General features: G+C 51.9%; 16 protein-coding genes. 8 read left to right on the top strand and 8 right to left on the bottom strand.

Annotated features, from left to right (window positions below; all coding sequences use genetic code 11):
- Positions 1-249: 249 nt before the first annotated feature.
- Positions 250-792: a peptidylprolyl isomerase gene (locus tag VMT71_04080; GenBank protein HVN23122.1), complete on the top strand. Its 543-nt coding sequence runs from the start codon at positions 250-252 to the stop codon at positions 790-792.
- Between the two features lie 147 nt (positions 793-939).
- Here VMT71_04080 and VMT71_04075 read toward each other — a convergent pair whose 3' ends face one another.
- Positions 940-1,254 (bottom strand): hypothetical protein, encoded by a 315-nt coding sequence (locus VMT71_04075; protein ID HVN23121.1) that lies wholly within the window; start codon positions 1,252-1,254, stop codon positions 940-942.
- A gap of 198 nt (positions 1,255-1,452) precedes the next feature.
- Between VMT71_04075 and VMT71_04070 the strand changes: the two genes are divergently transcribed.
- Positions 1,453-1,659: a cold-shock protein gene (locus VMT71_04070; GenBank protein HVN23120.1), complete on the top strand. Its 207-nt coding sequence runs from the start codon at positions 1,453-1,455 to the stop codon at positions 1,657-1,659.
- 153 nt (positions 1,660-1,812) lie between these two features.
- On the opposite strand, the gene VMT71_04065 is transcribed toward VMT71_04070, so the two are convergent.
- A complete protein-coding gene (locus tag VMT71_04065) occupies positions 1,813-3,099 on the bottom strand; it encodes a hypothetical protein (protein ID HVN23119.1) in 1,287 nt (428 codons plus the stop codon).
- A gap of 93 nt (positions 3,100-3,192) precedes the next feature.
- Here VMT71_04065 and VMT71_04060 point away from each other — a divergent pair, with 93 nt between their 5' ends.
- Positions 3,193-4,227 carry a histone deacetylase gene (locus VMT71_04060; GenBank protein HVN23118.1) on the top strand — a complete coding sequence of 345 codons (1,035 nt, stop codon included), beginning with the start codon at positions 3,193-3,195 and terminating at the stop codon, positions 4,225-4,227.
- Here the strand turns inward: VMT71_04060 and VMT71_04055 are convergent.
- From VMT71_04055 to VMT71_04035, 5 genes are read right to left on the bottom strand one after another with little or no spacing between them, the layout of a single operon-like run.
- Positions 4,224-4,502, bottom strand: coding sequence for an HU family DNA-binding protein (locus VMT71_04055; protein ID HVN23117.1), 279 nt, complete (start codon positions 4,500-4,502; stop codon positions 4,224-4,226). The genes VMT71_04060 and VMT71_04055 overlap by 4 nt on opposite strands.
- Positions 4,503-4,520: 18 nt before the next feature.
- Positions 4,521-5,351 (bottom strand): phosphoribosylformylglycinamidine synthase subunit PurQ, encoded by an 831-nt coding sequence (locus tag VMT71_04050; GenBank protein HVN23116.1) that lies wholly within the window; start codon positions 5,349-5,351, stop codon positions 4,521-4,523.
- Entirely contained in the window at positions 5,348-6,205 is an 858-nt protein-coding gene (locus VMT71_04045) for a cytochrome c biogenesis protein (GenBank protein HVN23115.1), read from the bottom strand. The genes VMT71_04050 and VMT71_04045 overlap by 4 nt, the downstream gene beginning before the upstream one ends.
- Positions 6,196-7,509, bottom strand: a complete 1,314-nt coding sequence (locus tag VMT71_04040) for a cytochrome c biogenesis protein ResB (GenBank protein ID HVN23114.1) — start codon at positions 7,507-7,509, stop codon at positions 6,196-6,198. Before VMT71_04040 ends, VMT71_04045 begins: the two co-directional genes overlap by 10 nt.
- Positions 7,490-7,852, bottom strand: coding sequence for a cytochrome c3 family protein (locus tag VMT71_04035; GenBank protein ID HVN23113.1), 363 nt, complete (start codon positions 7,850-7,852; stop codon positions 7,490-7,492). The genes VMT71_04040 and VMT71_04035 overlap by 20 nt, the downstream gene beginning before the upstream one ends.
- Before the next feature lie 139 nt (positions 7,853-7,991).
- Here VMT71_04035 and VMT71_04030 point away from each other — a divergent pair, with 139 nt between their 5' ends.
- The gene (locus VMT71_04030; GenBank protein HVN23112.1) at positions 7,992-8,993 is read left to right on the top strand and encodes a hypothetical protein; all 1,002 of its coding nucleotides are present in this window, start codon (positions 7,992-7,994) and stop codon (positions 8,991-8,993) included.
- A 109-nt stretch (positions 8,994-9,102) separates the two neighbouring features.
- On the opposite strand, the gene VMT71_04025 is transcribed toward VMT71_04030, so the two are convergent.
- Positions 9,103-10,680 carry a thiamine pyrophosphate-binding protein gene (locus VMT71_04025; protein ID HVN23111.1) on the bottom strand — a complete coding sequence of 526 codons (1,578 nt, stop codon included), beginning with the start codon at positions 10,678-10,680 and terminating at the stop codon, positions 9,103-9,105.
- A gap of 133 nt (positions 10,681-10,813) precedes the next feature.
- On the opposite strand from VMT71_04025, the gene VMT71_04020 reads away from it, so the two are divergent.
- From VMT71_04020 to VMT71_04005, 4 genes are all read left to right on the top strand, one after another.
- The gene (locus tag VMT71_04020) at positions 10,814-11,362 is read left to right on the top strand and encodes an XRE family transcriptional regulator (protein ID HVN23110.1); all 549 of its coding nucleotides are present in this window, start codon (positions 10,814-10,816) and stop codon (positions 11,360-11,362) included.
- A 40-nt stretch (positions 11,363-11,402) separates the two neighbouring features.
- Complete coding sequence (locus VMT71_04015) at positions 11,403-12,062, top strand: arginine decarboxylase, pyruvoyl-dependent (protein ID HVN23109.1); 660 nt, start codon at positions 11,403-11,405, stop codon at positions 12,060-12,062.
- Between the two features lie 285 nt (positions 12,063-12,347).
- Positions 12,348-13,169, top strand: a complete 822-nt coding sequence (gene speB, locus VMT71_04010; protein ID HVN23108.1) for an agmatinase — start codon at positions 12,348-12,350, stop codon at positions 13,167-13,169.
- A gap of 36 nt (positions 13,170-13,205) precedes the next feature.
- Positions 13,206-13,846 (top strand): saccharopine dehydrogenase NADP-binding domain-containing protein (locus tag VMT71_04005; protein HVN23107.1); only part of this gene is annotated, 641 nt, incomplete at its 3' end.

Genomic DNA, 13,846 nt, shown 5'->3' with positions numbered 1-13,846 from the left:
CGGTACCACCTCTACGATCGGCCCTATTTCTCCGGCGGAAATCTATTCTCGCGCTGGCCTTTTCCTCAGTCGTTCAGCTATTTGTACCACACAAACGAGACTCGATCAACAGCCTGTATGCTTTCGCCTCTGGCGTACCTGCCTTGATGTGCAAACCGGAATTGTGGTAGAATACTCATCTTGATCAAGAAACCCGTGCTTCTCTCGCACCTTTCTTAGTCAAAATCTTCCATTCCAGAGGAAACAAGTATGCAGATCACGAAAGATAAAGCGGTCACGGTAGAGTATACCCTGAAAAATGAAGCAGGCGAGGTTCTTGATACGTCAAGGAACCGGGCTGCTTTGACGTACGTCCAGGGAACCGGTAACATGATACAAGGGTTTGAGAACGCCCTGGAAGGAAAGCAAGCTGGAGACAAGTTTTCATTTGACGTTGCTCCCGCCGACGGCTACGGCGAGCGGGACAACTCCCTGCTCTTTTCTGTGGCGAAGGACAAGTTTCAGGGGGTGCCTGATTTAGAGGTGGGGATGCGTTTCCAGGTTCAGACGCCGAACGGAGCCATGATTATGGCAGTCGATCGTGTTGAAGGAGATTCCGTGGTTCTCGACGGCAATCATCCACTGGCCGGGAATAAGCTTAGTTTTGATGTGGAAGTTATGGGAGTCAGGGATGCGACGGATGAGGAACTGATGGAAGCGCACAGCCCGAGCCATGGGTGCGGTTGCTCATGCGATGACACCAGCCACGAGGAGAGCGGTTGCGGAGGGAGTAGCTGCGGCGGCTGCCACTAATACCGATTTGTCTTCACCCGTATACTTTCGTTGTCGCTGCGTCGCTCTCCTTGACGCACTACAGTACGCCTGCGTCGGCTCGACTCGCTGCCGCCTCGGTCTACATCCTGAATACAAATCGGTATGAGCACACTGTCATAGACAGAATTAGCCCTTCTGGCGATTCGGGAAGTCGTCATATGAAGAGGGCAATGCTCCCCGGGTGATGCTTCTCAGCTTCTTAATCACATCGTGCCCTTCACCCAGTAATGGAAGAAGAGAAGAGATGGCACGACCGATAGTCTGGTCACACAGGTCCTGGAATTCTTTCTGCACCTCGAGCGGCAGTGCCTGGTAGCCTTCCACCACATGGTCAGCCCAGGCGGGCAAATAGTGCGGGTCCACCTTCTCTCTTGGATAGACATAGCCTTCCAATGCTCCTGCCTTAGCCGCAAAATCGTAAAGCATCCTGTAAGTGCCCATAAAACACCTCCTCAAGAGCTTAATGAAGCCTCGCTCTGTATCAGGTAGAATAATCGATTTTTCACGCAAATTGAACACTTTTTTATTTCTAATGATTCGTCACGAGACGCGTCACAATTTCTTGCTTTTTTCAAAATGGTGTGTAATACTGGCAAAGATTGGGGGATTTTCGCAATCGCCATAATACGCAGGAGGTAGTTGGAAATGCCGAAGGGTACGGTAAAGTGGTTTAATGAGTCAAAGGGGTACGGTTTCATCCAGAAAGAAGAAGGCGGAGATATATTCGTTCACTACACCGCGATCCAGGACACCGGTTTCAAAACCCTTTCTGAAGGCCAACAGGTGACCTTCGATATCGTGGATGGCCCGAAGGGCCCTGCTGCGGCGAACGTCCAGAAAATCTAGCGCAAGAGGAAAGCCCTCACCTCACACTTGAGGGCTGGTCTCTGTGAGGAGACCCAGTCTCACTGTCCCGTTCTAAAGGCCTGCCTCTTTGCACGTGTGCAAGGTCCAATGGCTTGCTGTCTCGACGTCAAGGAAAAAACAAATCGCGTGGTGTTAGAGCCTTTGGATCAGGTAGAGATAAGTCGGTAGCCGACTGTGCGTCTTCAGATCACGGAATCTTCGCAGAATTTCCCTCCTTCTCGCTTCGTCGATACTTGATTCATCCACGACAGGCGACAGATAGAGAGCGCCCTTGGCGCGAACCGGGTCAAGTCGGTTCGTCGTCAGGTCCACAAGCGATTCGAAATGATCCGGTGAAAACTGATCACCGAATACAAAATTCGCAGTCACCTCTATTTTCTTATATCTCCGGTTGATGTCGAGCATGAGCGCAAAAGCCTCGTGCACCGTTTCCGCAGTGACAGGTCTTTTGAGTCCTCTCAGCGTCGCGCAGTCAGCCGCTTCCAGGCCTATGTTGATATACACCGTTGAGTAGGGCAGGCTATCCAATGCCTCGAACAGATTCTCCTCTGTGGCGATCATGGAAAGCGGGCTGCCAAACAGAAAGAGCACAGGCTCCTCCATAGACGAACGCTCAAACTGGAATAGTTCGTACGCGTTTTCCGCTGCAAAAAGAATTATGTCTCTCCCTGCGTGCAGCGCGTCATGCTGTCCAAGGAAAAGAGCATTGTAGTTACGAAGGTCTTCACCGTAGAGTTGTTTAAGGCTTTGTATCTCGTTCAGGATTGCTCCGGCAGACCATTGTTTGAAACCGCGGCCTGATTTCACCCGGCAGAAACCGCACTTCAGCAGGCAACCTTCGGCCACGGTCAACGGAATCACATCATAATCCACATGGCGGCTGTCGGGCGGAAGTACGGTCGCCCTGCCGCCAATCACGCGATGGAGCAGGGCAGCTTTCGATCTTAACACCCGGGGAGTGTTCTCTGCTATCCGGAGGAGAAGCCTCTTCACCTGATCCGGCATGCTGCGCGAAACCAGTTCTCGAGCCTTCTCTCGCAGTGCGGTGCATGAATTGATCGCGCTTCTTAGTTGCGGGCCTTTGAGAGGATTGTCTCCGAGAATGGAATTCGACGGGTAGGGGAGATACGGATAATAGTATTCGCCCAACAGGTCATAGACGCCTTTGTAATCACCTGCAGAGTAATAAACCCAATCATTGCCGGCGCTGCGCTTCAACCACTCTGCAGGATACGGCCAACTGTTGCCTCTCCCCTGTATGAATCTGATTTCTCCGTTGAGGTTGAATTGAAAGGAATTGGTCGCCGTGCGTATTTCCGAAAATTGGCCGTAGCGGATAGGGTAGCTGAACTTGCCGAACCTGCTTGCCCCTTTTTTATGAGCGGTGATCAGTAGATCCTCAATCTGGTACGATTCCATCTGCCGGCAAGGCTCTCTTATCGCGCAGCGTAACTTTGACTTTTCTTGCGTTTGGAAAACAATGGTTATATCATATGCCAACAGGAGGCTCACATGAAAGTGGGGATAGTAAAACATCAGATCTATCTTGAACACATCACCGATGATTTTCATCCTGAAAATCCACAGCGACTCGTGCATATCTACGCCATGCTTGATGAACTCGACCAGGACGGGCTCGTTTACATTGAGCCGCGCCCCGCTACACACGAAGAGATTGCCCTGAATCATGATATCTCCTACATAAATTTTGTTGCTGAAACAAAAGGTAAGGCTCAAAGACGCCTGGATCCTGATACGGTGACCTCTCCAAAATCTTACGAGGCTGCCTGCATGGCCGCGGGAGGATTCCTGGAACTGGGCGATGCGCTCTTTGCAGGCAGGATTGACAACGGGTTTGCCCTCGTGAGGCCTCCCGGACACCATGCGGAGCGCGCAAGGGCCATGGGCTTCTGCATTTTCAACAACATCGCCGTTGGGGCACGTTACCTCGTAAAGAAGTACGGCCTCAAGAGGGTATTCATTGTGGATTGGGACCTGCATCACGGCAACGGCACCCAGCACAGCTTCTACAATGATGCTGACGTGCTCTATCTGTCGACACACCAGTATCCCTATTACCCGGGGACAGGCTGGTATGACGAAACCGGGTCGGGTCAAGGCAAGGGATACACGATCAACATTCCCCTCTCTTCGGGTATGGGAGATGCGGATTACGTGCAGATCTTTGAGAAGATTGTGCTACCCGTTGCACGGAAATGGAAGCCTGAAGTGATCCTGGTATCAGCCGGTTTTGATATTCATCGCAATGATCCCCTGGGCGGTATGGCTGTTACAGAAAGCGGTTTCACCCGGATGACACGAATCCTGATGGACGCAGCGGGAGAAGTATGCGATGGGAAGATACTTTTTGCGCTCGAAGGCGGTTATGATCTTTCGGGGTTGACCAGCTCAGTGAAGGCAGTCATACTGCAGCTTTTGAATAGACCCTTGTACGTGCAAGAGATTAAAGCAAATCCCTCCGGCGAAATTGAGCGGACCGTGCAGCAGGTAAAAAAAGCGCTTCTGCCGTATTGGGGAGAATTTTAGACCTTAGTTATCGCTTCCTTTAATTCTTTGCCGACCTTAAAATACGGGAGTTTCTTTGCGGGCACCTCAACAACTTCACCATTCTTGGGGTTTCTGCCTCTATAAGGTTTGTACTGCCTGACCGAGAAGCTACCGAAGCCCCGTATCTCCACGCGCTCACCGTTAACGATAGCCTTCTTGATGCTCTCCGTGATGGTATCGACAACGATCTTGGCTACTTTCTGGTTCATGCCGGTTTTCTCGGCGAGTTTATTAACGATGTCCGTCTTATTCATAATAGCGCCCCTCCACTGCTATAGGTTATCAACCACGTATTCGTATGCGTTTCTGAAAATTTTCAAACCCTCTCCCTCTTCCGGTAGATGTTCTCGTGTCCAATGGGGATGCTGCGTGTAATGGACGAAGGCTTCGGGATGAGGCATAAGCCCGAAGATCCTGCCTGAAGGGTCGCACAGGGCCGCTATTGAATCGACCGAGCCGTTGGGATTCCAGGGAAATTCCTCTGTTACCTGTCCGGTCTCATCAGCGTACTGCATGACTATGTAGCCACCGTTTCTCAGTTGTTGCAGGGTCTCTTCGGTTTTTGTGACGAGCTTTCCTTCACCGTGACGCACCGGAAGGTAAATTTTATCCATATCTTTCGTGAAGATGCAAGAGGAAAGTTGGCGCACGCAAAGGTAGACCCAGCGGTCCTGAAATCTCCCTGAATCGTTGAAAGTGAGCGTGACGGATTGCTCGCCATAGTTTCCAGAGAGCCCCGGCAGAAGCCCCGTTTTGACAAGGAGCTGAAAGCCGTTGCATATGCCTATGATAACTTTTCCATCTGCTACGAAACGAATCAGTTCGTCGAGAAATGAACCTGCGATTGCCTGCCCGGCCCGCACCTTTTGATACTTCCATTTAACCGCTTGTGCCTTTGCCGACCCAAGATCGTCGCCGTCAAGAAACCCGCCCGGGAAGTTTAGGAACTGATAGTCATGGATATTCTTTGTGCCGTCCAGCAAGGAATTGATGTGGACAATATCAGCGTCGAAGCCCACGAGCCGGTTGGCATAAGCTGTCTCAAGCTCACAATTGATGCCGTTGCCTGAGAGGACAAGGCTTTTCGGTTTTTTCTTTTTCACGCTGCTCCGTAACTGTGCAACCCCGACAAAATAAAGTTTACACCAAAATATGTAAAAATGACACTGGCGAAGCCTATGATGGAAAGAAGCGCTATGCGCCTGCCTTTCCAGCCCCGGGCAAAGCGGGCATGCAAAAAAAGTGCGTAAAATATCCATGTGATTAGTGACCAGGTTTCTTTCGGATCCCAGCTCCAGTATGATCCCCACGCGTAGTGTGCCCACACCGCGCCTGTAAGAATTCCTGCGCTCAGCATCGGAAACCCCACCATTACCGAACGGTAGTTCAGTTCCTCGAGCGTCTCTTCCGGCGGCATGATGCTCTTCCAGTTGACTATCGAAAAAAGGCCGGCAAGGAAAGAGACTGCGAAGGCAGCGTAGGCTATAAAGCAGGTAAACACATGTATGTGGAGCCAGTTACTCTGCAGGGCCGGAATGAGCGGTGTGATCTTCTTGTCCACAGATGTTGAGAAAGAGGCGTACCCCATGAATCCAAGAGCGACGAGGCACGCGAACATCGTAAGCAAAGGGAACCTCAGTCTCTTTTTCATTGCAATGACTATAAGCGCGATACACCATGCATAGAAGATGAGAGATTCGTAGAAATTGGAGAGAGGAGCGTGACCTGGAAACTGGCAAATTTGAAAGATGCACTTATAGACCTCAGTAATCCCTCCATACGATTCTATCCATCGTGCGATGAGCCCGGCCGTGTGTATTCCAAACGTGACGTAGAGTCCTACCCAGACAGCCGTGAGTACCTTTTCTTTCTTTGTGGCGAAGTAGACGAGATGCCCCAGGAACAGGAGCAGGTAAAGGAACGTCACGACTGATAGGATTTCGTTGCTTACGAACATCCGAGTTTCCCTTTCAACTTTTCAAATTCTTCCCTGAAGCCTTCCTTGTTTTTGACGGCGGTGCCGGCAATGAGCACGCCCTTAGATATCTCTAGCAGATAGATGCGTCTATGGTAAAGGAAAAAGTTTACATAGAGGCCGAACAGAATCAGCGCAAAGCCGAACCAGACGACCCACACGCCGGGGTCACGGGAAACTTCCAGGCCCGTATAGTATTCCTCCTGGATTTTGTCGAGCCGAACCGTGGTGCCGAGAATATTCTTTTCTCTCAGTCTCGGGACCTCCGTCAGAAACCAGGTGGTTTGGGGTTGGCCTTTCTCGTCCACGTAGGCTACTTGGACTCCGGGGCCGAAATTGTGCACCGACTTTTCATACCGGACAGCGAGCAGGTGGAGCTTCCCTTTCTTGTAGACACCTCCCTGGCCCAGTTCCACCGGCTCTCCTCCCACATTGAAAACAAAAACAGGGTTACTTCCATAGCTTGACTGGTAGATACTCACACCCCCGTAGCTTAAGGGATCATTGACCCTGATGCTTTTCTGCAACACACGTTTCCCGTTCTCCAGCACCTCGACGTTGCTGACATAATCTTTGGGCTCGCCAGTGGGATAAAACGAAACCTGAAAGTCGGTGAGCTTTAGCGCAAAGCCAAGGGGTCTGCGTTCTGTGGCAGCGCCTCTCGACACAACGGAATCTTTGGTTTCGCCTTTAGCGAGGGTGAGCGGTCCCCTGTAGCCGAAGAGAAAGCCTATGAGTCCTCCCAGCAGAATGATGATGATGCTCAGATGCACCATGTACACTGCATAGCGGCCCAGTGACCCACGCTCCAGTATCATGCTTCCTTCATTGCGCAGGGTGGCCCTGTAGTTCTTGAATACACCGGTTACGTCATCGATTCTTTTGCCTGTCACCAGGCAGCGCAGCGCCATCCCATCAAGGGCCTTCTCGCTGGGTACCTTTGCCGAACGCCCGCTCTTGATGACTCTGAGCAGTCGTGGGACACTGCAAAAGATCAGGTTGAGGACAAAGAGAAGCAGTGCAGCGATAAACCATCTGCTGTGGAAGACATCGTTCAGTCCGAGAAATTTGATGATCGTGTAGGTGCTCTCGGAGTAATAGGAGAGATACTCCTCCGGTGAAGCCTGCTGCTTGACGAGCGTTCCAAAAATGGAGAGTACGGCAATGAACGCAAGGAGGGCAATAGCCAGCGTTACGGATGAGAGGAACTCGTATACTTGATCGAGAAGAGGGGGTGAGGGAGGGGCTTGGCCCTCCCTCCCTTCATTACTTTTTGTGGCACTCATTGCACTTGGTAGGTGCCTTTGCGCCCTTTTCAGCCTGTTCTTTGTGGCAGGTCTGGCACACCTTGTGGAAGGCGTCCTGAATCTTGGGGGCTCCGTTCTTTACATCTTTGATGTCGTGGCAGGTCTTGCAAGCCTTGGGGTCGCTTGCGTCTTTGTGGTGGCACTTCGCGCATTCTACCTTGCTATGCTTTGCGTGCTCGAAGGTGACGGGCGCCATTTTTGCGCCATCGGCCTTGATGACCACGGGCCCCTTGGGCGGTTCCGCTGCCTGTACCATTCCCGCAAGCAGGAAGAACGCAAGCAGCGCCATAGAAAGGAATACTGACCGTGAAACAACTCTCATACGTTACCTCCCTTTCAAAATTTTGCAATATTATCAAGAAACTGAGGGATTTAGTCAAGAACTTTTGATCAATCCCCACCGCGTACCGCTTTCTTTGACTCGGTACTGCACGTGTGCTACAACTTTCGGGGGTGCGCGTATGATTACCGCCATTGGCAGCTTACCATTTGTAAACGTCGACCAGGCAATAGATCACATCTTCACGAAATGCAGGGAGATTCCGTTTTGGCCCCAATTGCCGAAACGCTCCTTTTTAGAAGATATGTACGTTCAGTTCATGGAGCAAGTGCCATCCATGGTTATTGACGAGGCTAACGAAAAGGTTTACGTGGATACCAATGACACGTCAGGCATAGAGCGCTTCTATGAGAATGTTGCAGGGCGCAACCTCGGGGCCTTTCGCATATCCGAAGCTGCAGCGCCCGGGCTCTACAGGCTCGTTGAAAGACTCCCAGAGATCAGGGACGGGGTCAGAATGATCAAGGGACAGCTCACAGGCCCTTTTACGCTTGGGCTGGGCCTGAAAGATGAGAAAGGGCAGCCCATCATTTACAACAACGCTTACTTCGATATCATAAAAAATGCATTGCGCATGAAGGCAGCATGGATGATTGACTTCATCAAACAGCGGTTTCCGGAAAAGGAGGTAATGCTCTTTTTTGATGAGCCGTTCATGGTTTCCTTTGGTTCAGCGTACGTTTCCATTGCAAAATCGGATGTTGTTTCTTTAATGAATGAAGTGCTGACAGGGCTGGAGGCCAAAAGGGCAGTGCATTGCTGTGGCAATACCGACTGGTCGGTGCTCTTCGGTACCGATGCGGACATAATCAACTACGATGCTTTCAATTTTCTGGAAACGATCTTTTATTTCAAGAATGAACTGGCTGATTTCCTGAACAGGGGCGGTGCCATTTCTCCCGGTATTGTGCCTTCTTCCGAGGAGGTCCTCTCATCCTCTGTTGCGGATATGGTGCGCATCTGGCACACGTTCGGCGATGCAGTAGGCGCCCTTGACTCGCGGATTGCATGGCGGGAATGGTTTGTCACGCCGAGTTGCGGAGTCGGGTCGCTGTCGCAGCAAGCAGCGGAGAAGGTCTTCGATCTGCTGGCAGCCCTGGATGGCGCCATTCGTCGCGAGTAGTTCTCTTACCTTCACGAGCACGACATTTTCAGACGCTCGTCACCCGCCTGACTATAGGATAGGAGCTTTGCTTTCACGACAGCGGTGCGTTGGCGTGGTATGGAACCCATCATACTTCCCACGGCGGTGGAAAATCCGGATACTTGAATTCAATAAGAAATGGCCGGTCCCATCCGATGCGATGGAGGAACAGTTCTTTCAGGTCTTCTACACTCTCTGCCTTTTCTGCAGGGATATCAAAGGAACGGGCAAGTTGAACGAAATCCGGGTTGGCGAGGCGCATCGAGCCCTTGACCCCATGACGTTTCTTCATGTATCGTTCGAGTATACCGTAGCTTTCATTATTGTAAACTAGGAAGACGACGGGGATAGCGTTCTGTTTCGCTACGGCCAGTTCTCCCAGCGCTGGAAGTCCTCCGCCATCGCCCGCCACGCACAAACACGGCCGGTCAGGCCTGCCGAGCTTCGCACCGATGCTTGCCGGAACCCCGTAGAAGATAGTGGACGAGCCGCCTGCCTGAAGAAAGGTCCTCTGCCGCAGAACGGGGAAATGGTATTCTGCCCAATAGGCAATGAGGTTGGGATCCCAGACAGATATCGTATCCTCAGGGATAACCTCACGAAGGACTGCTATGATCCTGTAGCCCGCTGAGCGCCGGAGGAGAAGCGCCTCCTCTCTTTTCTGCAATTCTTTCATCTCCTCAAGGGGCCACGCAGATCGAGCATGCTTCATGATGCGGCAGATTCCGTCGATGGACGCCGCGAGATCGCCGGTTATAGCGAGCCTTGTAGGATAATTCTTGCCGATCCATGTATTGTCTGCATCTATGTGGACAAGCTCCTTTATTTTCACGCCCCTGCTTTTCACATCCGCGTTACGAAGCCGGGTGCCAATAGCTATGACCACGTCAGCCGAGTCCAGAATTCTTTTCACAACGCCCTTCCTTATTACGCAGCCGAACGCCTCCAGTCTATTCTCACTGAGCACGCCCTTGCCTGCTGCGGTAGTGAGAAAGGGTATAGCCGACTGCCTGCACAAAGACGCCAGGGGAAGGCTTAATTCTTCGGTCATGAGCGAGCCTCCGCCGATGATTACGGGCCTCTGCTTGCCGGATAACACCTCTTCCAGCCGGTCAAGATCGGGCTTATTCTTTGCGTCCTTCTGTTCCTGTCGTACGGCCGGAGGACATTCTCTGTCAAGCAGCGTGTAGGGTATCGAAAGCAGAACAGGCCCCGTCCTGGTAGACATAGCGGAGCTGTGGGCAGCCTCCAGCGCAGGAAAAAGCGACTCTTCCCGCTCGACTCGAAAGGTCCCCTTGACCAAACCGGTGAATATACGGTCGGCTTGCTGCAGTTCGTGCAGCACGCCACTCCCTGTCTTATGCCTGTCCGTATCGATATGTATAATCAGAAGCGGCACCTCACTTCCGTGTGCCTCGAGACACGCTGAAAGAGTGTTGGCAAGCCCGGGACCGGGAGTGACCACGAGAACTCCGGAACGCCCCGTGGCCTCTGCATAGCCGATAGCAGTAAAAGCGAGGGCTGATTCGTGCCTTCCCACGACTGTCGCTATTTTGCTCTTAAGGAGGGATTCGTAAAGGGGAAGCGAGTGCATGCCGGGCAGATGAAAGACATGCCGGATTCCCTTACCGATCAGAAAGGAGACGATGGCTTCCTTTCCCAGCATACTGCGCCAGAATGGAGTTTAACATACTGTCTCTATGAGTTAAATAAAAAAGTACTTGACAGCCTGCAAAATATCTATTATTTTAATTCCTAGTTTAGTACAGTAAACTTTTGATGCTTGTATACTGTTAGCTATGAAAATCGGCGGTTCGAGCATAGGTGAGAGGATAAGCATGATGCGTCAGGCTAAAGGGCTGACGCAGGAGGAACTGGCGTCCAGGGCGGACCTGACGAAAGGCTTTATCTCTCAGGTGGAGCGAAACCTGACCTCTCTTTCCGTGGAGAGCCTGCTTGCCATTCTTGACGCTCTGGATGAAAAGCCTTCAGCCTTCTTCGATGAAACGTTCGAGCAGAAGATCGTGTTCAAGGTGAAAGATAGGGTGGAACTGGAGAAGGAGGATGTGGCCAGCTTTCAGATTCTTGTGCCGGCAGCGCAGAACAGGTTGATGGATCCGGCGTACGTGGCGCTCAAGCCGGGAGAGAAAATGGAGGAAGGCCCGCATGAGGGAGAGGAGTTTGGTTTTGTTCTTTCCGGGGGCATTGAACTCTCCATGGGTGGCAAGACATACAAGTTGAAACGGGGAGAATGTTTCTACTTCCGGGCTTCAAAGCGGCACCGTGTAGCAAACAGGCGAAAGACGAGGGCTCTGGTCCTGTGGGTTTCTTCGCCTCCTAACTTTTAGTGCCGACAAGGCAATTAAAATTTCAAAGGAGGGCCATAGGGTGAAAGCATTGAAACGGCAGGTGACAACGGCATACTCTGGCAATGATCGCGGTCGTGCAGATGAGGAGAAGAAAATGCGCGGTCACATATCTCCGGTGGAGATGAGAAAAAGTCAACCCGATTTCTCCGGAATGGAAAACACTTCGAACCCTGCGGGATACTGGGAGGTTCGGGAATCGGCCAACGTGATCATCAAGACACCGACGAAGTTTTATCTTGTCAGTGGTGCGTCAGACGGATTCACGCTGCTCAATGCTTTTGACGGCGCGCTTCTCGCTTCAGGGGTAGGAGATACCAACCTCGTGAAAATGAGCAGTATTCTTCCGCCCGGCTGCGAGGAAATGAATCCCCGTCCTCTTCAACTGCCGCAGGGTGCTCTTGTCCCCGTGGCGTACGCCTCTCTCTGCAGCGACGTTTCGGGAGAAGTCATATCGGCTGCAGTGGCGATAGGCATACCTAAGGACGCAGATCGTGCCGGACTGATTATGGAGTATTCAGCCAGAGCGGAAGAGAGCATCGTGGAAAACCAGGTCAAGAAGATGGTTGAAAAGGGCATGGAGATGAGAAACCGGGCGATAAAAGAAATTATGTCCATTTCGGCTACGTACCGGGTGACCGGCATCGGTGCCGTATTTGCAGGTGTTGTTTTGTGGAATTGAAAATTGCGGCGTGTGAGGCTGATGCTCACGCTGTGCAGGAGTTCTGGTTTGCTGTAATGAGCAGATTCGTATATTTCCACCGCAGTCTCGTCGTTCGTGGAAATCTGTCTAGTGAGCACGGCGAGCGAGAAGGGGAGGCCGGGTGCCCGCGTGCGGGCGTCGCAGGGATAGACGTGAGCAACTGATCCTTTAAGGAAGCGCGCGTCGCGCCCTCGATCGGGCCGACTATGAGAATACCTGCGCTGCAGCTTTCGTTCCATCGATAATTCTCAGAGAAACTCGTTTATGAAGGGCATACTCAACAGCACGTATATGAGTTCCAGGACAGATGCGGAACGTGCCCGTATCGTACTGCTGGGCTGCCCGCTGGATGTCACCTCTTCTTTCCGGGGTGGAACAAAGTTCGCTCCGGACAGCATCAGGAAGGCGTCATGGACACTCGAAACATACAGTCCGTATCTCAAAAGAGATTTGGATGAGATCGTCTTTCATGATGCAGGAAATCTTGAGCTTAGTGCGGGAGACCTGACGGGGTCTCTTGAACGTATAGAAAATAGCGCGGCTGAAGTTATAAGAAATGGCCGGAAGCTCTTGCTGTTCGGCGGCGAACATCTCGCCACCTATCCCGTAATAAAGGCGATCAGGAAACATTTTGGGGAATTACAGGTTGTGCACTTTGATGCCCATTGTGACCTGAGGGATGAGTATGAAGGGCAGAGGCTCTCTCATGCGACAGTAATGAAGAGAGTTAAGGAGCTAGGAGTAGAGATGCTTCACATCGGCATACGGTCCGGGACGAGACAGGAATTTGAAGAACTTCTTTTGATCGATTGTCCGGCGTCCCTGGAGGCTCGTCTGAGCCGGGGTGTGCCCGTGTATGTGAGCTTCGACATGGATGTCTTTGACCCCTCTCTGGTTTCCGGGGTGACAACGCCGGAGCCGGGCGGCCTCATGTTTAACGAAGTCATGGAATATTTTTCGGTATTGATGGGCATGAACATCGTCGGCGCTGACATAGTGGAATTGGCCCCTGATTACGACACAAGCTTTGTGTCTTCCGTCTGTGCCTCGAAAGTTGCAAGAGAGATGATCATGCTCCTGGATTGAACAAAAGAGGTGTAATCTGCCGACAGGGAGAATTGCATGAACGTTGCGAAAAAGAGCGGGAGAATACTGATAATCGGGGCAGGTGGTGTGGCCACTGTTGCAGCGCACAAGTGTGCCCAGCTGCCCGAAGTCTTCACCGATATAGCGGTGGCAAGCAGAACGCTTTCTAAATGCGAGAATATCAAGAAAGATATCGGACGGAGGTACGGCAGGGAGATTCAGGCAACGAGGGCGGATGCTGACAATGTTTCAGAACTCACTGCTGTAATAGACGGATTCCATCCGGACGTTGTGCTTAATCTCGCACTTCCTTACCAAGACCTGCATATTATGGACGCCTGCCTGGAAACGGGAGTCCACTATATTGACACGGCCAATTATGAGCCTCCGGACGAGGCCCATTTCGAATACAGCTGGCAGTGGGCGTATCAGGAGAAGTTCCGGCAGAAGGGGATCATGGCAGTCCTTGGCTCCGGGTTCGATCCGGGCGTGACGAATGTTTTTGCTGCGCATGCACAGAAGCATCTCTTTGACGAGATAGAGTACCTGGATATACTCGACTGCAATGCCGGTTCCCACGGGCATGCCTTTGCCACAAACTTCAACCCCGAAATCAATATCCGGGAGGTAGCGCAAACGGTCAGGCACTGGGAGGAAGGGAAGTGGATTGAGACGCC

It is taken from the genome of Syntrophorhabdales bacterium (assembly GCA_035541455.1).
Classification (GTDB): domain Bacteria; phylum Desulfobacterota; class Syntrophorhabdia; order Syntrophorhabdales; family WCHB1-27; genus JADGQN01.
This window is presented reverse-complemented; position numbering and strand designations above follow the sequence as displayed.

Excerpts from the sequence above, each read along its gene's own strand:
- VMT71_04080 (HVN23122.1), top strand. The coding sequence starts at position 250 with ATGCAGATCACGAAAGATAAAGCGGTCACGGTAGAGTATACCCTGAAA.
- VMT71_04030 (HVN23112.1), top strand. The coding sequence starts at position 7,992 with ATGATTACCGCCATTGGCAGCTTACCATTTGTAAACGTCGACCAGGCA.
- VMT71_04040 (HVN23114.1), bottom strand. The coding sequence starts at position 7,509 with ATGAGTGCCACAAAAAGTAATGAAGGGAGGGAGGGCCAAGCCCCTCCC.
- VMT71_04075 (HVN23121.1), bottom strand. The coding sequence starts at position 1,254 with ATGGGCACTTACAGGATGCTTTACGATTTTGCGGCTAAGGCAGGAGCA.
- VMT71_04060 (HVN23118.1), top strand. The coding sequence starts at position 3,193 with ATGAAAGTGGGGATAGTAAAACATCAGATCTATCTTGAACACATCACC.
- VMT71_04045 (HVN23115.1), bottom strand. The coding sequence starts at position 6,205 with ATGTTCGTAAGCAACGAAATCCTATCAGTCGTGACGTTCCTTTACCTG.
- VMT71_04020 (HVN23110.1), top strand. The coding sequence starts at position 10,814 with ATGAAAATCGGCGGTTCGAGCATAGGTGAGAGGATAAGCATGATGCGT.
- VMT71_04055 (HVN23117.1), bottom strand. The coding sequence starts at position 4,502 with ATGAATAAGACGGACATCGTTAATAAACTCGCCGAGAAAACCGGCATG.
- VMT71_04065 (HVN23119.1), bottom strand. The coding sequence starts at position 3,099 with ATGGAATCGTACCAGATTGAGGATCTACTGATCACCGCTCATAAAAAA.
- VMT71_04035 (HVN23113.1), bottom strand. The coding sequence starts at position 7,852 with ATGAGAGTTGTTTCACGGTCAGTATTCCTTTCTATGGCGCTGCTTGCG.
- speB (HVN23108.1), top strand. The coding sequence starts at position 12,348 with ATGAAGGGCATACTCAACAGCACGTATATGAGTTCCAGGACAGATGCG.
- VMT71_04025 (HVN23111.1), bottom strand. The coding sequence starts at position 10,680 with ATGCTGGGAAAGGAAGCCATCGTCTCCTTTCTGATCGGTAAGGGAATC.